This is a genomic window from Streptomyces avidinii, from assembly GCF_014650695.1.
GTDB classification, from domain to species: Bacteria; Actinomycetota; Actinomycetes; order Streptomycetales; family Streptomycetaceae; genus Streptomyces; species Streptomyces avidinii.
Genome location: NZ_BMVL01000001.1, coordinates 476,738 through 494,688, shown reverse-complemented (window position 1 = coordinate 494,688; position 17,951 = coordinate 476,738). Strand labels below are relative to the sequence as shown.

23 protein-coding genes and 2 pseudogenes are annotated in these 17,951 nt (G+C 68.9%); 11 read left to right on the top strand and 14 right to left on the bottom strand.

The window, feature by feature from the left end:
• Window positions 1-391: 391 nt before the first annotated feature.
• From IE257_RS37800 to IE257_RS37790, 7 genes are all read right to left on the bottom strand, one after another.
• Window positions 392-550 (bottom strand): UTRA domain-containing protein, encoded by a 159-nt coding sequence (locus IE257_RS37800; RefSeq protein ID WP_229920071.1) that lies wholly within the window; start codon window positions 548-550, stop codon window positions 392-394.
• Window positions 551-611: 61 nt separating this feature from the next.
• Window positions 612-2,669 (bottom strand): CHAT domain-containing protein, encoded by a 2,058-nt coding sequence (locus IE257_RS37795; RefSeq protein WP_229920070.1) that lies wholly within the window; start codon window positions 2,667-2,669, stop codon window positions 612-614.
• Between the two features lie 577 nt (window positions 2,670-3,246).
• Window positions 3,247-3,546, bottom strand: coding sequence for a hypothetical protein (locus IE257_RS02290; RefSeq protein ID WP_189963970.1), 300 nt, complete (start codon window positions 3,544-3,546; stop codon window positions 3,247-3,249).
• Complete coding sequence (locus IE257_RS02285; RefSeq protein ID WP_189963969.1) at window positions 3,543-4,265, bottom strand: GntR family transcriptional regulator; 723 nt, start codon at window positions 4,263-4,265, stop codon at window positions 3,543-3,545. Before IE257_RS02285 ends, IE257_RS02290 begins: the two co-directional genes overlap by 4 nt.
• An 8-nt stretch (window positions 4,266-4,273) precedes the next feature.
• Window positions 4,274-4,498: a hypothetical protein gene (locus IE257_RS02280; RefSeq protein ID WP_189963967.1), complete on the bottom strand. Its 225-nt coding sequence runs from the start codon at window positions 4,496-4,498 to the stop codon at window positions 4,274-4,276.
• Window positions 4,495-4,737: a hypothetical protein gene (locus tag IE257_RS02275; protein ID WP_189964815.1), complete on the bottom strand. Its 243-nt coding sequence runs from the start codon at window positions 4,735-4,737 to the stop codon at window positions 4,495-4,497. Before IE257_RS02275 ends, IE257_RS02280 begins: the two co-directional genes overlap by 4 nt.
• A 12-nt stretch (window positions 4,738-4,749) precedes the next feature.
• A complete protein-coding gene (locus tag IE257_RS37790) occupies window positions 4,750-5,028 on the bottom strand; it encodes a hypothetical protein (protein ID WP_229920069.1) in 279 nt (92 codons plus the stop codon).
• Window positions 5,029-5,105: 77 nt separating this feature from the next.
• On the opposite strand from IE257_RS37790, the pseudogene IE257_RS02270 reads away from it, so the two are divergent.
• A pseudogene (locus IE257_RS02270) lies at window positions 5,106-5,861 on the top strand (GntR family transcriptional regulator).
• Window position 5,862: 1 nt separating this feature from the next.
• Here the strand turns inward: IE257_RS02270 and IE257_RS02265 are convergent.
• Together IE257_RS02265 and IE257_RS02260 are read right to left on the bottom strand one after the other, a co-directional pair.
• Entirely contained in the window at window positions 5,863-6,330 is a 468-nt protein-coding gene (locus IE257_RS02265) for a DUF4240 domain-containing protein (protein WP_189964756.1), read from the bottom strand.
• Between the two features lie 2 nt (window positions 6,331-6,332).
• The gene (locus IE257_RS02260) at window positions 6,333-6,710 is read right to left on the bottom strand and encodes a hypothetical protein (protein WP_189963965.1); all 378 of its coding nucleotides are present in this window, start codon (window positions 6,708-6,710) and stop codon (window positions 6,333-6,335) included.
• 235 nt (window positions 6,711-6,945) lie between these two features.
• Between IE257_RS02260 and IE257_RS02255 the strand changes: the two genes are divergently transcribed.
• The 6 genes from IE257_RS02255 (at window position 6,946) to IE257_RS02230 (ending at window position 10,697) form a co-directional block, all read left to right on the top strand.
• A complete protein-coding gene (locus tag IE257_RS02255; protein WP_189963963.1) occupies window positions 6,946-7,212 on the top strand; it encodes a hypothetical protein in 267 nt (88 codons plus the stop codon).
• A 173-nt stretch (window positions 7,213-7,385) separates the two neighbouring features.
• Window positions 7,386-7,550 carry a hypothetical protein gene (locus IE257_RS02250; protein WP_189963960.1) on the top strand — a complete coding sequence of 55 codons (165 nt, stop codon included), beginning with the start codon at window positions 7,386-7,388 and terminating at the stop codon, window positions 7,548-7,550.
• Window positions 7,551-7,927: 377 nt separating this feature from the next.
• The gene (locus IE257_RS02245; RefSeq protein ID WP_189963959.1) at window positions 7,928-8,407 is read left to right on the top strand and encodes an HIT family protein; all 480 of its coding nucleotides are present in this window, start codon (window positions 7,928-7,930) and stop codon (window positions 8,405-8,407) included.
• Between the two features lie 127 nt (window positions 8,408-8,534).
• The gene (locus IE257_RS02240) at window positions 8,535-8,978 is read left to right on the top strand and encodes a hypothetical protein (protein WP_189963957.1); all 444 of its coding nucleotides are present in this window, start codon (window positions 8,535-8,537) and stop codon (window positions 8,976-8,978) included.
• Between the two features lie 66 nt (window positions 8,979-9,044).
• Complete coding sequence (locus tag IE257_RS02235; protein WP_189963956.1) at window positions 9,045-9,851, top strand: hypothetical protein; 807 nt, start codon at window positions 9,045-9,047, stop codon at window positions 9,849-9,851.
• An 87-nt stretch (window positions 9,852-9,938) separates the two neighbouring features.
• Entirely contained in the window at window positions 9,939-10,697 is a 759-nt protein-coding gene (locus IE257_RS02230; protein ID WP_189963955.1) for a DUF4352 domain-containing protein, read from the top strand.
• Between the two features lie 63 nt (window positions 10,698-10,760).
• On the opposite strand, the gene IE257_RS39265 is transcribed toward IE257_RS02230, so the two are convergent.
• Window positions 10,761-10,835: a 50S ribosomal protein bL37 gene (locus tag IE257_RS39265; RefSeq protein ID WP_100661309.1), complete on the bottom strand. Its 75-nt coding sequence runs from the start codon at window positions 10,833-10,835 to the stop codon at window positions 10,761-10,763.
• Window positions 10,836-10,957: 122 nt separating this feature from the next.
• Here IE257_RS39265 and IE257_RS02225 point away from each other — a divergent pair, with 122 nt between their 5' ends.
• A complete protein-coding gene (locus IE257_RS02225) occupies window positions 10,958-11,581 on the top strand; it encodes a TRADD-N-associated membrane domain-containing protein (protein ID WP_229920068.1) in 624 nt (207 codons plus the stop codon).
• Between the two features lie 15 nt (window positions 11,582-11,596).
• The gene (locus tag IE257_RS02220) at window positions 11,597-11,821 is read left to right on the top strand and encodes a DUF2277 domain-containing protein (RefSeq protein WP_189963954.1); all 225 of its coding nucleotides are present in this window, start codon (window positions 11,597-11,599) and stop codon (window positions 11,819-11,821) included.
• Between the two features lie 12 nt (window positions 11,822-11,833).
• Here IE257_RS02220 and IE257_RS02215 read toward each other — a convergent pair whose 3' ends face one another.
• The 4 genes from IE257_RS02215 to IE257_RS02200 all read right to left on the bottom strand — a co-directional run bounded on the left by IE257_RS02215 (window position 11,834) and on the right by IE257_RS02200 (window position 15,746).
• On the bottom strand, window positions 11,834-12,358 hold the full coding sequence (locus tag IE257_RS02215) for a hypothetical protein (RefSeq protein WP_189963953.1): 525 nt from the start codon (window positions 12,356-12,358) through the stop codon (window positions 11,834-11,836).
• A 170-nt stretch (window positions 12,359-12,528) separates the two neighbouring features.
• Entirely contained in the window at window positions 12,529-13,161 is a 633-nt protein-coding gene (locus IE257_RS02210; RefSeq protein ID WP_189963952.1) for a DedA family protein, read from the bottom strand.
• A gap of 186 nt (window positions 13,162-13,347) precedes the next feature.
• Window positions 13,348-15,006 carry an alkaline phosphatase D family protein gene (locus tag IE257_RS02205; RefSeq protein WP_189963951.1) on the bottom strand — a complete coding sequence of 553 codons (1,659 nt, stop codon included), beginning with the start codon at window positions 15,004-15,006 and terminating at the stop codon, window positions 13,348-13,350.
• A 95-nt stretch (window positions 15,007-15,101) separates the two neighbouring features.
• Complete coding sequence (locus tag IE257_RS02200; RefSeq protein WP_189964752.1) at window positions 15,102-15,746, bottom strand: HNH endonuclease family protein; 645 nt, start codon at window positions 15,744-15,746, stop codon at window positions 15,102-15,104.
• 595 nt (window positions 15,747-16,341) lie between these two features.
• Here IE257_RS02200 and IE257_RS02195 point away from each other — a divergent pair.
• Together IE257_RS02195 and IE257_RS02190 are read left to right on the top strand one after the other, a co-directional pair.
• Window positions 16,342-16,923, top strand: a complete 582-nt coding sequence (locus tag IE257_RS02195) for a TMEM165/GDT1 family protein (protein ID WP_189963948.1) — start codon at window positions 16,342-16,344, stop codon at window positions 16,921-16,923.
• 291 nt (window positions 16,924-17,214) lie between these two features.
• Window positions 17,215-17,743: pseudogene (locus IE257_RS02190) on the top strand (DinB family protein).
• The last annotated feature ends 208 nt before the right edge of the window (window positions 17,744-17,951 follow it).

Sequence of the window (17,951 nt, the reverse complement as noted above, 5' to 3'; positions counted from 1 at the left end):
TGTTGGAGCCCGATACTAGTCGGGCGGCAGTCCCTACACAGGGGCCGGTCCTTCAGGCCTTCTCTGGGAAGGGTGTGTAAGGCAGCAACCTCGGCTGGTGGCTACTCGGATCGCGTCTCGAAGGGCGTCGATCAGAACGCTGGCCAGGAGGCGAGTTTCGTCCAGGTCCACCTCCGGGTCTGCTAGCACTTCGCATCCGTGGGCCAGGATTGGGGCTCCCGACCCAAGCTGTGCTTCTTCAGCGTCGTCGGCCAGGCGCGACAGGAAGCTGTTGTCGTCGTCGGAGCTCAGGAAGCAGAGCTATCCGTCGGGGCCCGACCATGGGAGGAGGCGCAGTTCGTTGCTCGGCGTCATGTTGTCGAGGTCCTCTCCTCGGTCATGCTCTGGGTGGTCAACAGTGCGTCCGCTCTGTCACTGGGGAGTACCTGTAAGAGGCTTCGACCACGCGGCCGGCAGTATCGGTCGCCACGCGGGTGATCGTGAGGACCGCCAATGAGGCACCGATCCGGCGGGCCGTTGTCTCTTCCGCGGTCGGGAGTCGGGCGCTCACCTTCTCCTCGACTTGAGCCAAGGGCAGGCGTAACTGCGCCAAGCCAGAGCGAGCTGAGCAACTATCGCCCGGGGTGAGCCTGTTCGACCTGCTGCTCCAGCGAGGATAGGTAGATGCGGTCGGGGCGGCCTGCGAAGACGTAGAACAGCGACTCGGGGACGTAGCCGGGCCTGCGGAACCAGTTGCGTACACGGTCGCCCTGGCCCTGCTCATCGGCAATCTCACCCAGGACGTATTCCGTGTCCTCGTAGACGTGTGGCGGACGGAGACGGCCGGATGCCCGGTTGCTCTTGAACTCGGCGATCACAGAGTGGCCGCTGATGGTGACGCTGCTGGCCCACGCCTTGAGGCTGGGACTTCCGTCAAGGATGTCGTGGACCGCGTTCGACGTCTGCACGTGATGCCACACCTCCAGGATGGTGGCGAACTGCCCGGGGTTCGCAATCTCTTCAGCGAGGTATACGAGGAACCGACCCATCAGGATGGCGTTGCGCGTCACCTCAACGGGGACTTGCGTGCCGAGCACCGCCAAGGCGCCTTCCCGCAACAGGAGATCAGTGATGGCCACGGCGCCGGAACCACGGGGTGCGACATGACAGGCGCTGAGCATGACCACAGGCGGCATGCGGGTGAGGCCGAGGTCCAGATGCGGTGTGTCACCGATGACCAGCGCGGCCATGTTGCCGATCATCGTTCCGTGGGCGCTGATAACAAGGATGTCGGGGCGGTGTTCAGCCACGGACTGTTGGAGAGCCTGGAGAGTGAGGGTCTCATCCTGGATGATGGTGAGATTGCTCGCTTGGGGTGCGGCGGTCTCGCGGGCCAGGCTCCACCCTCCTCGCGAGATACGTCCCACTGGGTCGCTTACGGGAATGCACTCGGCTACCAAGACCTTGATGGTGTGATTCAGGCTGAGGCCCGGCGGGGCGACAACCTGCTGCTGCACCGTCCTGGTCAGAGGGTCCAGCGGCCGGTAGGTGACGGGCAGACGTGCGCACAGCGGGGCGCTGTCCCCGGGCATGGTCAACAGCCCGAGAGGAAAGTCGGAGAACACCGTCAGGTAAGAGGCGCGCTGGATTGCGACCATCACCTCCTTGCTCCACAGTGGCTGGGCAGCGTCGTTGAGCCGTGTAAGCAGGCGTCTCACCGCAGCGCTGCTGTGTGTGGTGAGAAAGTGCCGTTCGAGTTCGGCAAGGATGACGAAAGCCTCCGGGGGCACGGTAGGCAGCATGAGTCCCAGCCCGCTGCTCGCGACGGCTTGATGTGTCACCGCGAACTCGACGGCTGCTCGCTCCACCATGTGATCGGGGCGTTCGTGAAGTGTGACCGACCAAGTGTCGTCCGGATCGACGGCTGGCTGGGTCCCTGTCCGGCGCCGTAACTCGGCGTCGTAGGCGTTGCGGGCATAGGCCGGAGCGACACCGGGCAGGCCCAGTGCCACGGGTACCCGCAATCGGGCTGCTTCCTCCCGTACCGTCTGCGGATAGCGGCGGCCTGCCTCGCTGTGGGAAGCCCCTTCTCGTTCTAGGCGTGCAACGGCCGCCAAGCGCGTCTGACCATTGAGGACCTGCGCGAGCACCCCGCTCACGCTCGTGCCGTCTTGGACGGCCAACTCTGCGGTAGGCCACCCCATCTGCCGGGCCAGCCTGCGGTGAGGCAGGGTGAGAGCGGCCAGGTCCAGACGGCGAGTGAGGGACACCTCCCCGGTCAGCGCCGGCAGATCGGGGATGAAGTGCTCGTGCATGGCATCCCACTGCGCTGTGAGCGTGGCATCGCAAAGTTCTGAGTAGGGGGTCGTAGGCAACACGAATCCCAGTGACGAGGCCCGCTGCCGGGCCTCGTCCAGCAGCTCGTCCGGACAGATAGCGACAACGGGATGGTGATGCTGCAGGTGGTAACCGAGCAGAACCTCGTCGAAGCAGTCGATCGGCACCAACAGGATGTTGTGGTCGAGGCGCAGGCTTTGGGCTGCCTTCAGCATCCAGGCATCGACATCGACTAGATCTGAGAGCGCGGCGGGCAGGTGCAGGCAGTACCAGAGTCCAGGCAGCGCGGTGGCCACCGTTTTGGACAGGCCGTGAGGCACAGTCGCATCCGCAGGGTCTGGCCGCTCCAGCAATACAGGAGCGTACGGCAACCTGTCCTGGTCGCGACCCTCCCCGGCTCCCGGAGCGAACAGGACTGCGTACAACGGGGGGATTTCCAAAGGCGACGACATAGACCGGAGAACCTCGCTGCTGCACTCGATCGGGGACCACCCAACCTACTGCGCGGGAGTCTGTCTTGGCGCAGACTCTGGAGACTGCCCCTTGCACCCCGCGCTGCCCCTTCTTGCTTCCTGCGGCGCCATAGGGATGTGCCTCAACGGCGAAGGACGCTCATCGTCTGTGTCCCCCCACATGTCCGAGCGGGGAGTCTCCGCGCGGGGAATGTTGGGGAAACGCACGGAGGCGGGTACTACGGTGCGGGGTGGCTGTGTTCCGAGTCAGCGCATGAACAATGCTCTCTGCAAGCTGCGGCCTATTCGCGGACGGCCAGGGGTCACCGGGGCACTGCCGCTGCCCTGACCTGCCGACATGCGTGAGACTCACGGGGCCTCCGGAGCCGTGTGCGCAGGAGCGGCCCCCGACATGCTCGGGGGCCGCTCCGTTATCTCGTGCCAGTTGTTCTTAGCAAAGGTGAGACGACGGATCTCCCTAGGAGGCTTGGTCTCGGCGTGGGAGGCGGTGGCCTCGGCTGGTTGCCACGCGGACGGCGTTGCGGAGTGCGTCAGACAGGTCCGAGGCCAGGAGGCGGAGCTCCTGGGCGTCCGAGTCCTTGTCGGCGAGTACTTCCGCGGAGTGGGCCAGGAGCTCAGCCCCCAGACCGAGTTGGATCTCTTCGGTGCTGTCGGCGAGGCGGGACAGATAGCCGGCGCTCTCGTCGGCGCTCAGGTAACAGGGCTTGTCATCGGGGCCCGACCAAGGGAGGAGGCGCAGTTCGTTGCTCTCGGTCACGCCTTTGAGCTCCTCTCCCCGGTCGCGAAGCGGGTGGGGAAGACGGCGTCCGCTCTGTCGCCGGGGAGGACTAGGAGGAAAGCCTCGATCACGCGGCCGGTTGTATCGGTTGCCACGCGGGAGAGGGAGAGGACCGCCAGCGAGGGGCTGATTCGGAGGGTCGATGCCTCTTCATGGGTCGGGAGGCGGGCGCTTACGCGCTCTTGGACTTTGGACAGTGGCGGACGGAGGTCTGCCGGGCGCACTGCCGCCTGCCCGGGCGAGGGCGGGGTGGCCAGCGTGAGGTCTTGGGGGACATAGATGTGGGCCAGGCCGTGAGGTGTCTTCTCCTCGTGGATGGTGATGAGGACTTCGGTCAGGCTGCTGCGGGGTGGCACGTTCAGGAGGGTGGTCAGGTGGCTGGACGCCTCGATGTTCGTGGTGCGGGTGGCGGTCATCCGTAAGGGAGCGGAGAAGGCGGTCCAGAAGGCGGGTGCGGCTGCACCACCGGTGTACATGATCCGGCGGAGGGGGCGGCGGACGAAGTTGCCCTTGCCGTGGATCTTCTCGACCAGGCCCTCCCCCTGGAGGAGCGCGAGCGCGCTTCGCAGGGTGGCGGTGCTCACCGCGTAGTGGGTGGCGAGTTGAGTCTCCGAGGGGAGGCGTCCACCGGCTTTGAAGGAGCCAGATGAGATCCGGTGGCGGAGGTCTTCGGCGATGGCGTGGCGGCGAGATGTCACGGGGCGAGTCACCACTTCCTCATCATCCGGAGGGCGATGAGGCGGCTCCGCGCGTGCATCGTCAGCACCTCACCAGACTCGAAGAACAGCCGCTTGGCGCCGCCGGGAAGCTGGAGGAGGTCCGTCACGCGGCACGGCTGCCCGCCGATCTGGATGACGTCGCCGCGCCGCACGTTGATCGATGTGATCTCGACGTTGGCAGCGAGTGCGCCGCTGGGAGCCCAGCCCGTCACTGGTTCACCTGCTGCGGGGCCGGCGCAGCGTCCGGGGCATGGCAGGAGCAGTCGCACGCTTCGTAAATCACCGGGACGCCTACGGGGGCGGTGGCCGGGGACGACTGGGCGCACTCGGGATGCGCGCCGATGGCGCACGAGCTCGACCGGTAGGCGGTCATCGCCTGGGCGGCGGGTTGAGGTGTGGGGTGGTGCCGCCCACTGGTGCGGCTGGTGGTGGGGCCCATACGGTTGTGCATGCTGATCAGCTCCTATCGCTGATGGCCAGGTCCCCGGACGTCGCCCGTCGCGGGGACCGCTTTGTTTACGACGGCCCAGAGGGTGCGGCCGGTCAAGCTGCTGGCGACGAGCCCGAATCGATCGGCCTCCGCCACCACTTCCAGGACCTCCCGCCATGACGCGGCGGGTAGCGCTTCCGGTACCTCCGCTTCGATCGACGCGTATCGGGCGTGCTCCTCCACCCGCGTGGTCAGCCCCAGGGCGGACAGTCGCGCGGCGATGCCCTTGGCCCTTGCTGTCGAAGCGGGCACCGAGGCCTCCGTCGCCGAGCGAACACGTTGAGTGAAGCTAGTTAACTAGATTAGAGCTAGTGGACTAGATTTTCCACATGCCTGAGCAGCCGCCTTATCTCCGTATCGCCGACGTACTGCGGCAGCGGATCGCGGAGCACGAGTGGACACCCGGCGACCGGCTCCCCTCGCGGGCCCAGATCGCCGAGGAGTGTGGCGTCGGCGAGAACGTGGTCCGTCGGGCGCAGGAGTTGTTGATCTCTCAAGGCGTGTTGGAGGGGCGGGCAGGCTCGGGCACGTACGTCGCGGAGCCCCGTCAGCGCGTACGAGTGGTCCGTTCTTCGGCTCGCGAGCAGCCCGGCGCTTCACCGTTCCGTGCGGACATGCAGGCCCTGGGGCGGCAGGGGAACTGGGAGAGTCGGACCGAGGCGAAGGTGCCCGCGCCGGCCGAGATCGCGGCGCGTCTCGGTATCGCCGTTGGCGAGCTGTGTGTGCGCACGGTGTACGAGTTCCTTGCCGATGGCAGGCCGGTGCAGTTGTCGACGAGTTGGGAGCCGTACGCGCTCACCGCCGGCACACTCGTCGTTCTGCCTGAGGGCGGGCCGCATGCCGGGGCGGGAGTGGTGAACCGCATGGCGGAGATCGGGATCACGGTCAGCCATGTCGTGGAACAGCCGGAGCCGCGGCAGGCGACGACCGAGTAGGCCTCGCTCCTGGGCATCCAGAAAGCGGCCCTGGTGACCCACATCCGGCGGACCTACTACAGCGACCAGGGGCAGCCCGTGGAGACGGCGGACATCGTCGTCCCCGTCGCACTGTGCGAGATCGTCTATGAGATCCCCATCAGGGGATAGTTCATTTCTGCAGGTGCGACCAGCCGTCCCGGTTGGAGTAGCTCTCGAAGCAGTACCGCGTCGAACGATCCCACTCGTCGCCGGTGGCCAGCTCGTACGCCCGGTCCGGGACGTACAGCAGCCATTCGCCGTCGCACTCGGTGGAGGTGTAAGGGGCGAACTTGTCGACGTCGAAGAAGACGCTCTCCCAGACGGACTGCCCCGCGGCCACCACAGCGCAGCGTGCGTACAGGAAGCCGTCGGACGACTGCGGGAACGGCCTGCCGTCAAGAACCGTCAGGTCGATCACGGGAAGGGTGCCGAACTTCTCCTGGTCCAGGCGGTAGAGGGCCTCAGCATGGCGTTCCGCGAACCCGATGATGTCGGAGACGGGGCGACGGCTCAGCTCCTCCGCCAGGCGTTGACAGCTCTCTTGGGTGGCCTCGCCGTTCAGGGTGGCTATGAGTGCCCAGAAGTCGGCCCATGTCATGTTCACGGGCGCAGGATCTCAGGGCGGTCTGACATCTGCTCGGCCGCCAGCCGTACGCCGGCGCAGGCCACCAGTGAGCTGCCGTCTTCCGTGAGGAAAATCGTGTAGATCCATGACCTGTTGGGGGCTGTGATCTGCCCGATGCGGATGGGCTGAGCGTACTCACGAAGGAGTTCCAGCGCTCGTTCCCATCCCAGGTTCTCAACCCCCTTCCGCTGCATGCATCGATGCCGGATCGCGAAGACCCCTGCATGGCCGTCCGAGCGCCTCGACCCGCCCTCCCATACGACGTAGTCGGCGCCGTCGGCGAGGACCGTCAGGGCAGCCTTCGACGCCTCGTCGTCGCCGGCCAGCAGTCGCATCAACTGATGTCGTTCCATGGCCCCTCCCCTGCTGGCATCCTGCGATGCGGCAGGGATGTGCCGCAACCGCGTATACCGCTCGCCAGTCCTGTCCCCCAGGGCCCAGCGGGCCGTGTCCCCCACGTGCCCGAGCTGGGGGTCTCCGGGCGGGAGTGTCGGGGAGAGGCGGGGAGGCTGGCGGTAACGTGCAGGTCAGAGACTTGGCCGGTGAGCGGGTAGGCGCGTACGCGATCTTCTAAACTAGTGCTCTGGCGTGCTTGACGGCGACCTGCTCATTTGGTCGGCTCTGGCCATGAGTGCGGACCCGAGCGAGTACGAGAAGGACATGCCGGCAGTGTCGGAGTTCCTGAAGAAGATGGAACGAGGCGTAGACCGTACGTGGGCGACGCACGCCGGCCAGCCGTTCTCAACGGTTCGGGTGGCGCTTGCGCTTGCCTTGGAAGAGGAAGGGGCCCGCCCGATGGTGCCGCAGGTGGTCGACGAACTCGCCCGGCAGATCTCCGAGGGGACGAACCGCTGATCCCTGCCGTCCCAGGCCTGACCTTCCTCCGAGGCAACCGGCCGAAGCCCTTCTGAGCTCCCAGTGCGTTGCTGTGCGCCCTTCCTGCGCCTCGGAGCTTCCGGCACGGTGCAAGGGATGCTCACGTCGGGTGAGCGGGAGGGAGCGGGGTGACACAACCGAGGTGCGGCGCGGTGACCAAGCGCGGAGGCCGGTGTCGAAACAAGGCGATCGTCGGGAGCGGCCAGTGCGCCAAGCACCAGGGACGCTGGACTCGACAGGGGATCGCGCAGGTAGAGGCGAAGCAAGCCAAGGCCAAGATGCAGGAGCTGCGGAAGAAGAAGTGGGGCTGGTGGTGAGCGGCCTCTGACATCCATTCCTGACATCAACGCGGGTGCACACTGACAGTTCCGGGCGGTCCTGCAGAGGCTTCACGACCTCGGAACGGTCAGTGTGGGGTGGGGTTCGGGCGAGCTTACAAAGCAGATGTCGGCGGTTCGAAACCGTCCGCGCCCACCAGCACAAAGGCCCCCCGCCGATCATGGCGGGGGCCTTTTTGTATCCGTATCCGACATCTGTAGGTGCGGGTCGGGGGCTGACGGTCGGGGAGGTCGCGGTCCCGTGCGGGGCGGGTGCCGTGCGGCCGGACCGCGATGGGGGCTCGGTCCATGCGGCGTTGATTTACCACCGGCGCGCCGCGGAGGGCTTCATGATCACAGGCGGGTAGGTTCTGGCCATGACTGGTGACTGGCGGAAGGACCGGATCGGAACTGCGCTGCGGGGTCAAAACCCCACAGTGCTCAGGCGCTTGGACGCCGGATTCGCGGTGATCGGCGATGTGCAGTTCCTCCCGGGCTACTCGGTGCTCCTGGCGGACGACCCGGCGGTGGAGCGGCTGTTGGACCTGCCCCGGGACAAGCGGCTGGCGTTCCTGTCCGACATGGACCAACTGGGAGAAGCGGTCGAACGGGCCTGCCGACGGCTGGACGGGGCCTTCCGCCGCGTGAACCTGGAGATCCTCGGCAACACCGACAGCTTCCTGCACGCGCACGTGTGGCCGCGCTTCGAGTGGGAGCCGTCCGACCTGGTGCGCAGGCCGGTGTGGCTCTATCCCCGGGCCAGTTGGAGCGACGAGCAGCACGCACTCGGCTCGCAGCACGACCGACTGCGGGAGGCGATCGGAAGCGAGCTCGACCGGCTGCGGTCGAATGTGTGACGAGGGCGGCCAGGAGTACCGCACGTCCCGAGTCCCGCGTCCGTGGCTGCGACGGCCGACACCCACCGCAAGTTCGCACTGGAGGAAGCCCGCTGTGCCCGCAGGAATCGCTCTGCATTTTGATCGCGTGTCCACCAAGGGGTCTCACAACGACCTCAGGCTGCGCATTGGCGCCTACCGGCAGAAGTGTGACTCCTACTACTTCGGCCTGGACGAAGCGCCCACGGCGCCGGGTGGACTCGGGGCCAGGCTCGCCCGGCTGTTGGAGCAGTGGGGTTCTCAGATCGCGGAACTCGGGAGGGTCGGCGGCACGGTCTACCTGCCCTTCGACTTCTCCGACCAGTGCACGGCATGGCTGCGGGTCTCATCCGAAGACGGGGAGGATGCAGAGGTCCAGGCGGGCTGGAGCCCGATCGAGGGGTGGGGCATCGCCCCCTCCGACTACCTCGCCACAGCAGCCCGGGTCCAGGACTTCGACCCGATCCCCGGGGCCCGCATCCAGTGCTCACTGGGCGACTTGACGGCCCGGATCGATGCCAACCGCTCCACACTCGCGGCGACCGGTGCCTAGCACGGCGCGGCAGCCGACCTCGGCAGTTCTGCCTTTTCGCCCTGGCCGAGGTGTTCTGGCACCAGCATGCGTCTCGTGCAACTAGAACAAGCTGTAGCGGCAACGAGTGCCCTCACCACCCTCATCGCCGTGCCGGCCACCCTCCTTGCTGCCCACTGGACCAGACGCAGTGCGGACAGGGCCGCTCATGCCACGGCGCTGGCAGGCTTTGATCAGTCTCAGGCCGCAGTGGCGGCTGCCCAACTCCACGAGCGCGCGGGACGCGAGCAGTCGCTGGAGGATGCGCGGCGCTCGGCTTATGCCGAGTTCTTGAGTGCAGCGGACGTTCTCGTTCGGATCATCACGAAGCTGCCGGAAGTGCCTGGCCCTGCCCGGCGGGAGCTACTCGATCAGAAGGCGACCGCAGTGGTGCAGGCACGGGCCGGTGTCGCAGTCCTGGGACCTCCGGCAGTTCTTGGCCAGGCGGAGGAGGTGGCCGAGCAATGCGCCCGATTGGAGCAGTTGGCACTCCGCAGAGCTGTGCTGAGATCGGCGATCAGCGCTCTGGAGGAAGCCTGGTGCCCTCGCAACGCCGAATTCTGCCAGGACCCGCACCACACCTCGGCGTACCTGGCTTGGGAACTCTTGGACCGGTGGGGGCGCTTGGAGGAAGAAGAGCGGTGGGAAGAACTCGATTTCCTGGAATTCTGCCTGCAAGAGAGCCACGCCCTGGATGCGGAGCAGGTCAGCCAGGTACTCGAAGTGGCGAATAGCGTCGCGTGCTGGGACGAGATGATCGGAGGGTTCCTCCGCGACCCACTGCTGGAGCGTTTTCAGGCAGTCCGGGGAGACTTTGTCGACGTCGCGTATGGTTCGCACGGTCTCGTGGCGTAGGTGCGCGACGGTCGGCGTGAACGCTCGCGGGTCACGTCACGCCGCACACCTTCACGCCGTACTCGCCGATAGCGACGTGCTCCACCCATGCGCTCGGGCGACGTTTGGGCCCGGAAGAAGGCATCCCTGGCCGACCGGGGCCTGCTGCTGGATTTGGGCTCGGAATGCCGGGAGGGCTTCGCGGCGGGACAATCGGGATCCGCCGCAAGGTTGAGCCCGGAGGTTGCCATGAGCCGTCAGCCGCCGCCGCAGTGGGGGCCTGCCCCGGAGCGTCCGCCCGAGCGGCGGGGGCGGTTCGCCCGGCATCGACTGTTGACGGTGTTGTTGGCCGTCACCGCCGGGCTCGTGGTCCTGGGGATCGCCGGATCGTTCGCGGGCAAGGAGTCGGCCGCCCCGCCACCGCCCGCTCCGACCAAGGCCAAGGCCGTCACGGATTCCGGGCGTCTGCCCGGGGTGGGGGAGCCGGTTCGGGACGGGAAGTTCGAGTTCACCGTCACCAGGCTCCAGCCGGGGGTGGGGAACATCGGAGGTGCGTACGGTCAGGATGCGCAAGGGCAGTTCTTGCTGGTGCACATGACCGTGAAGAACATCGGAGACCGGGCCCAGACCTTCGACGGTGCCGACCAGAAGCTCATCGACCGCAACGGCAGCAAGTACAGCGCGGACACCGCCGCGGCGCTCTATCTCGACGGCAGCGAATCGTTCCTCCAGCAGATCAACCCGGGCAACGTCGTCGACGGGATCGTTGTCTTCGATGTTCCGAATGGTGCGGATCCTGTACGCATCGAGTTGCACGACTCGTTGTTCAGCGGTGGCACCACCGTCGATCTGACCCGCCGGAGCTGACGGCCCGGTGTGTGGCAAGTGAACCGCGAAGACCCCCGGCCGGTGAGGTCGGGGGTCTTTCGGTCAGGCGTTGGGGCGCTTGCCGTGGTTGGCCTTCTTCTTCTTGCGGGCCCGGCGCTTGTTGCCTCGCTTCGCCATGCTGGTCTCCCTCGTCGGCGACAGTTCATGCTTCGGTCAGTCTAGGTTCGGGGCGGTTGATCCGCATTTGGGGCGACGGACGCTCCCTTGGCCGGCGGTTCCGGGCGTGGGATCGTCGGGGGATGGGCGAGCTCGCGTGGGGTGGGTCGGTCGTCGCCGTGGTCGCCGTGGCGCTGGCGCTGATGGAGCGGTCGCTCGGGGTCGGGTTCGAGCGGAAGCGGGACGAGGAGCGGGCGCGACTGCTCGCGAGTCTTGCCGAGCAGGAAGAGCCGGCTGCCGGGCCCGGGGGGCGGAAGTTCCAGGACGTCGGCGGGATCCAGGAAGCCGTCGAGCGGCGGGACGACTTCACACCGATCCTCGTGGAGTACTACGCCTACGGACTGACCCAGGCGCGCAGCAGCTTCGCCACCAGCCAGCGGTTCGCCGGGGTCGGGGCGGCGATCCTGCTCTTCGGGATCGGCCTGGCCGTCTGGAAGGCCGAGGCCGGCGGAGAGCTCTACCTGGGGATCGTCACGAGCTCGGCGGGGCTGGTCACCGCCCTGATCGGGCAGCTCTTCCACCGGCGGGCCGACATCGCGCTCAAGCACATGGCCGACCAGACCGCCTCGCTGCGCGACGACCGGCGCGCCGCCGAGACGACCCAGCAGGCCATCGAGCTGCTGGGCACGGTCGAGGACCCCGAGCTCCGGGCCCGCCTCCAAGCCGGTTTGATCATGAAACTTTCCGGGGCCGAGCTGCCCCGGTAGCGGGATAGTAGGGGTATGTGCCGTTCCATTAAGACTCTGCGCCCGCCCGCCATCCCCGAGAAGGCGACCGAGGAGGAGATCCGCGCCGCCGCCCTGCAGTACGTACGGAAGGTGTCCGGGTTCCGGGTGCCCGCCGCGCACAACCGCGAGGTGTTCGAGGCGGCGGTGGACGCCGTCGCCGAAGCCACCGCGGCGCTGCTCGACGGGGTGCACGTACGGGGGCAGGGCGCCCCCGCCTGACCCGGTCAGGGCCTACGAGGCCGCCGCGCGGCGGCGCATCACCCACACTCCGGCGCCCAGCGCGCCCGCGGTGAGGGCGCTGCCGACGGCGATCTGCCCGGGGCTCATCGAGCCGATGCTGCCGCCCGTGCCACCACGCGCCGCACCCGTGGTGACCTGCAGCGACAGGGTGACGCGCTCGCCGCCGGGGCCACCGCACTCGAAGATGACGCGGTGCGCGCCGGAGGTGGCGTTGTTGTAGACCGTGGCGCTGCCGATGAGGCTGGCGGCCGTCTGGTTGCCCGGGGTCAGCCGGACCTCGCCGAAGGCGGTCGACGTGACCCGGGCGACCTGCGTTCCGCAGCCCGCGACATTGAGCGCGACCCGGCCGCCCGGGGCGACAGCGGTGGGGGAGACGGTGGCGGAGGGGAAGGCGTACGCGAGAGTGGCGGGAGCGGCGGCAGCGGCGATGAGGGTCGCGGCCGCGACGGTCATCAGGCGGCGTGCCGCCGTGGTGGGCGGTGTGGCGGGCGCTTTTGCGGGCGGTTTGGCGGGCATGGAGAGGACTCCTCGGCTCGTCGAAACGGCGCGGCCGGGCACGGATGTGACCCGGATTCGGTTGCGCACCGTTCTCTGGACGCTAGGAGCCCGGCCCGGGGGCGGCGATCGGGGCCGGGTGAACGGGTGAGCCACTGCTCCGCCCGGGGGAGCCCAGCCGTGCAGTGCGGCTACGCCGTCGCCGCGGCCGGGGGCGGGCGGCGCACGAGGAAGGCCGCCAGGGCGCCCGCGGCGAAGAGGGCGACCACCGAGAGGGCGGTGCCCAGCCACTGGGTACCGAGCCACTGGGTGCCGAAGTAGCCGAGCGCCACGCTGTAGCCGGCCCAGGCCATGCCCGCCAGGACCGACCAGGGCAGGAACTCCGCGACCTTGCGCTGGGTCTTGCCCGCGCCCAGGGACACCACCGAGCGCCCGGCCGGGGCGAAGCGGGCGATCACCACCAGGGCGCCACCACCGCGGGCCAGAGCCGTGCCGAGCCGCTCATGGGCCCGGGTCAGCCGGCGGGAGCGGGCGATGGCCCGGTCCAGCCGGGCTCCGCCGCGCCGGCCCAGCCGGAACGCCGCCATGTCACCCAGCACCGAGGCGCTCGTCGCGATCACTAGCAGCAGCAGGATGTCCGGCACCTGCTCGGGCACCGGAACCGGCACGGGTCCCGCCGCCCCGGAGGCCGCGGCGGCCGCCGCAGCGGTGATCACCAGAACCCCGCTCGGGAGCACCGGGAGGAAGACGTCGAGCACGATGGACACCGCCACGAGGGCGTAGATCCATGGGCTCGCGGTCAGCGACCCCAGCGTCTCAAACAAAGCGGGACTCCCCAGTCCGGTTGACGTGCTGCGGCATGAAGCGCCGCGACGTCGCGGGGAGCGGCAGGAGCGGCTGACAGCCATACAGCGTACGCCCGGCGTTCGCATCCCGGATGCCCGGGGCGCAACCCGCCGCGGCGGCCCGCCAAGTCAACCGCCCCGCACCGCCGGAGCCCACCCGCACCCCTACTCCGCCGCGGTGAGGTCCCGGTCCAGCACCGTCTCCAGCACGGCCCCCTCACGCTTCTTGCGCGCCTGGTCCAGCCGCAGCCGCGCACTCCGCCCCGACAGAGCCAGCGTCATCAGCTGATTGCCGAACCAGGGACCGCCCGTACGCCGCCAGTTCACCGGCGGCCGCCCCGTCCGCCCGTGCAGGGAGAAACCGCGCCCCAGCCACCGCCCCGTCCGGGACCAGCCCAGCCGAAAACCCCACTTCACCGCGGTATGGATGGAATTGTGAACCGGCGAGCACGTCAGCTGGAACACCCGCGACGTGGTCGGTATTCGAGGCTCGGCCACATACGCGTGATGCACGTCCCCGGACAGCACGCACACCGTCGCCGGCGCCCGCGGCCCCGTGCCCACTTCCTCGATCAGATCCGTCAGCGCCGCGAACGAGGCGGGGAACGCCGCCCAGTGCTCCAGATCGCTGCGCCGGCGCAGATCCTCCCCGATCCGAGCCCACCGCGGCCCCCGCTCCCCGCGGCACAGCGCGGCATTCCACGTCTCGGCATCGTGGATCAGCGGCGGCATCAGCCACGGCAACGAGGACCCGATCAGTAGATGGTCGTAACCGCCGTGCCCGGCCAGGGCATTCTCCCGGAGCCACTGCTGCTCCGTCGGATCGAGCATCGCCCGCCCGTCCTCGGCCAGCACCCGCGCGGCCCGGGTGTCGACCATCAGCAGCCGGGTCCGGCCGAAGTCGCGCCGGTAGCTCCAGCGCACCGTGCCCGGGTCGGCGTCCGCCGCGGACGCGAAGGCCCGGAGCACCTCCGTACCGTCGGGGGTCTCGCGTATCGCCTCGTACAGCCCGTCGGCGGCCAGCTCGGCGGGGGAGAGATTGCCCAGGTGCTGGTACACCCAGTACGACATGAGCCCGCTGAGGACCCGCTCCCGCCACCACGGCGTCGCCCGCATCTCCGCCAGCCACGCCGCGCTCGTGTTCCAGTCGTCTATGACGTCGTGGTCGTCGAATATGTGCAGGCTGGGCACGGTCGACAGCAGCCAGCGGATCTCCGGGTCGAGCCAGGACTCGTAGTACAGCCGGGTGTACTCCTCGTAGTCCGCGACCTGGGCACCCGGCGGCTCCCGAAGGTCCCGCCGGGCCGCGAGCCACGCCCGGGTCTCCCGCGACAGCGCGTCGGCGTACACCTGGTCGCCGAGCAGCAGCAGGACGTCCGGGCGCACCGCCTCCGGGTCGGCGGCCAACCGCGCCGCGAGGGTGTCGAGCGCGTCCGCGCCGTGCGGACCGTGCCGGCCGGCGGGCGGCGCCGCCTGCCGGCACGAGCCGAAGGTGACGCGCAGCCCGGGGCCCGGACGGCCGGGGCCGGTCGCCGCCGGGGTGGTGATCGTGCTCGGCGGGAAGCCGCTGTCGGGCAGGGGCCACACCGGCCGGTCGTCGAGCAGCACCTCGTACGCCGTGGTCGCGCCCGGGGTCAGGCCGGTCACCGGCACCAGCGCGTAGTGGTGACCGGCTACCTGGAAGGTGCGCGCACTGCCGCCCGCCCCATCGGCGCACCGCACCTCGGCCGTGCACGGGCGGTCGGCCTCGACCCATATCGTGGCCGCCCCGCCCGTGTCCCAGTCGACGTGACGCAGCAGTGGCCCCAGACGCAGTCCGGCCATGCAACTCCCCCTCCTCCGTAAGCCCCTTCGATCACGGTACGACGGGTGGGGGGAGCCACGCCTCCCCCTGACGGGGGAAAGATCGGCCGGCTTGGTCAGCAGCCGTTCAGGATGTTGACCAGGGCCGTCTTCTCGCCGGAGTCCATGCTCAGACCGTAGTACTGCTTCACGTTGACCCACATCCGTGCGTACGTACAACGGTAGGCCGTCCGCGAGGGCAGCCACTTGCCGGGGTCGAGGTCGCCCTTGGCCTGGTTGACGTTGTCGGTGACCGCGATGAGCTGCGGCCGGGTGAGGTCGTTGGCGAACTGCTGGCGCTTGCTCGTGGTCCAGGAATTGGCGCCGGAACGCCAGGCCTCGGCGAGCGGGACGACGTGGTCGATGTCGAGGTCGGAGGCCGCGGTCCAGGTGGCTCCGTCGTACTCGGAGTACCAGCTTCCGCTGACGGCGGCGCATGCGGAGTCCTGGACGACATTGACGCCGTCGCGCTTGAGGACGGTCTCGCGGGTGTTGCAGGTGCCGGAGACGGTGCTCCAGTGCGGGAAGAGGTCGCGGCTGTAGCCGCTGGTAGATCCCTCGGTCTTGGGGGTGACCGTCGCCAGGTAGGCGCGGGCGGCCGAGGCGCTGATGGGGGTGGGCGGGGCGGCCTGGGCGGTGGGGGCGTTCAGGAGGGAGGTGAGCGCGGCGAGTGCGGCGGCTGACGCGAGCACGCCAATTCGACGCGCGTAGATGCTGGGTATGAGTGCCATGAGGGGCTCCCTGGGTGCGGGGGGTGTGGCCGTGCGACCCCGGTGGGGCGTGGCCATGGTGCTGGCGCCGGGTGTCGCTGGGGTGGGCGCCAGATGACAGCCTGGCGACATGAGCACGTCACATCAAGTCACCCAACGCTCCAGATTTAAACGGAGGTTGAGGTTCCGCGGGGGGAGGCGGCTGTGGCGACGTGAGCCGCTGGGGCCCAGGTCAGAGGTGTGGTGGGGCGGGAGCGGGGGCGGAGCCGGGCGGTAGCGGCGTGGGGAGGGGGTGGGCGGGACCGGTACCAAAGGCCTATTCCGGCCGGTCGTGGGCGTCGCGTACCCTGTTCTGAGCAGAAGGGGAGTAGCTCTTCGCCGGACCGTCGACATACTGCTGGGTCACACCAGCCGGCGCCCGGAGGCAGGACGCGGACAGCGGCCGGCCAGCGAGACCTTCGGCCGCAGTGTCCTGTTCACGTGCAGACGCGTTTCGTACGCGCATGCACAACCCAGGGCGCCGCCGAGCCGAAGCGACCCCTGAACAAGCACCCCAGGTCTCTCGGTCCCGATGGCGCCCTGCCCGACCGATTGAGGTTTCACCCCCGTGTTCAGCTTCAGCATCACGGCGATCGCCTTCGGCGTCGTCTTCCTTGCCGAACTCCCCGACAAGACGGCCCTCGCCGGCCTGATGCTCGGCACGCGCTACCGCGCCTCCTACGTCTTCGCAGGCGTCGCCGCCGCCTTTGCCGTACACGTCGCACTCGCCATCGCCGCAGGCAGCGTCCTCACGCTGCTCCCGCACCGGCTCGTCCAGGCCGTCGTCGGCGTCCTGTTCCTCCTGGGCGCGGCCATGCTGCTCCTGAAGAAGGACGACGGGGACGAGGAGATCAAGCCGCCCGCCGACCAGTCCTTCTGGAAGGTCTCCGGGGCGGGCTTCATGCTGATCCTGGTGGCGGAGTTCGGTGACCTGACCCAGATCATGACCGCCAACCTCGCCGCGCGCTACGACGACCCCGTCTCGGTCGGTATCGGAGCCGTACTCGCCCTGTGGGCGGTCGCGGGCATCGGCATCCTGGGTGGGCGCACGCTGATGAAGTACGTCCCGCTGCGGCTCATCACCAAAATCGCGGCTGCCGTGATGGCAGCACTGGCCGCGTTCTCGCTGTACGAGGCCATCGCGGGCTGAGTCGCCAGTGCCCGGGTGCGGGCCGCGGTGGGCCGCGACGGTGGGCGGAGGCGGTGGGCCGCGGTGGTGGGGGATATTTCCTTGCGGGCGGAGAACGCACCGGTCACGCTCGTGCGCGTGACCGATACCACCACCTCGGCCGGGGCCTCCGCCGGCCTCTCCACCCAGCCTGTGCCGGCGCCCGTGCAGGCGCCCGCTCCCGTGCCTGCTCCCGTGCCTGCTCCCGTTTCCGTACCTGCCCTCGTGCCTGCGCCCGTGTCCGCCGAGGACCGGCAGTTCGGCTGGTCCAACATGTTCGTCCACCCCGACGAGGACACCCGGACCGACGGCGGATTCCAGGGCGAGCGCGCCGTGCTCGCCGGCTACCTGCGCGACCAGCGGCTGACGCTGGAGCTCAAGTGCGCGGGCCTTGACGCGGAGGCCTTGGCGCGACGCTCGGTGGAACCGTCCAACCTGTCCCTACTGGGTCTCGTACGCCACCTCGCGGGCGTCGAGCAGTACTGGTTCCGGCAGGTCATGGCGGGCCAGGCGGTACGTCGGCACTACCGCTCCGGAGGAGGACCGTGCGGGGGAGTTCACCGGCGCGGTGGCCGACCCGGCGGTGGTCGCGGACGCATGGGCCACCTGGCGGGCCGAAGTCGACTTCGCGGAACAACTCGTTGCGGAAGCTCCCGGCCTGGACGTCACAGGTGAGACCGCACACGACGACGAGCGGATGGAACTCCGCGAGGTCCTGGTCCACATGATCGAGGAGTACGCCCGCCACAACGGCCACGCGGACTTCCTGCGGGAACGCATCGACGGGCGGGCGGGGCAGTAGGGGGGGCGGGGCGGGGTCGTTGACGTTCGGGGCGGCTTCGGTGGGCGGGGTCGGTGGGCGGGGTCCACGGGGCCGGTGGTCAGGGACGCGTATGGGGGTTTCCCGTCAGTCTCATCGTCTCTCCGTGTCGGGCCGGTCCCTCAAGGGCGCTCCTTCGTCGCGTCGCTGCGCGATGGCCTTCGGCCACCCTTGACCGACCGTCCCGCCC

Coding starts and splice junctions, on each gene's coding strand:
- IE257_RS02230 (WP_189963955.1), top strand. CDS start 9,939: ATGCGCTCGGGCGACGTTTGGGCCCGGAAGAAGGCATCCCTGGCCGAC.
- IE257_RS02220 (WP_189963954.1), top strand. CDS start 11,597: ATGTGCCGTTCCATTAAGACTCTGCGCCCGCCCGCCATCCCCGAGAAG.
- IE257_RS02215 (WP_189963953.1), bottom strand. CDS start 12,358: ATGCCCGCCAAACCGCCCGCAAAAGCGCCCGCCACACCGCCCACCACG.
- IE257_RS02275 (WP_189964815.1), bottom strand. CDS start 4,737: ATGCACAACCGTATGGGCCCCACCACCAGCCGCACCAGTGGGCGGCAC.
- IE257_RS02260 (WP_189963965.1), bottom strand. CDS start 6,710: ATGGAACGACATCAGTTGATGCGACTGCTGGCCGGCGACGACGAGGCG.
- IE257_RS02225 (WP_229920068.1), top strand. CDS start 10,958: ATGGGCGAGCTCGCGTGGGGTGGGTCGGTCGTCGCCGTGGTCGCCGTG.
- IE257_RS02265 (WP_189964756.1), bottom strand. CDS start 6,330: ATGACATGGGCCGACTTCTGGGCACTCATAGCCACCCTGAACGGCGAG.
- IE257_RS02245 (WP_189963959.1), top strand. CDS start 7,928: ATGACTGGTGACTGGCGGAAGGACCGGATCGGAACTGCGCTGCGGGGT.
- IE257_RS02205 (WP_189963951.1), bottom strand. CDS start 15,006: ATGGCCGGACTGCGTCTGGGGCCACTGCTGCGTCACGTCGACTGGGAC.
- IE257_RS02235 (WP_189963956.1), top strand. CDS start 9,045: ATGCGTCTCGTGCAACTAGAACAAGCTGTAGCGGCAACGAGTGCCCTC.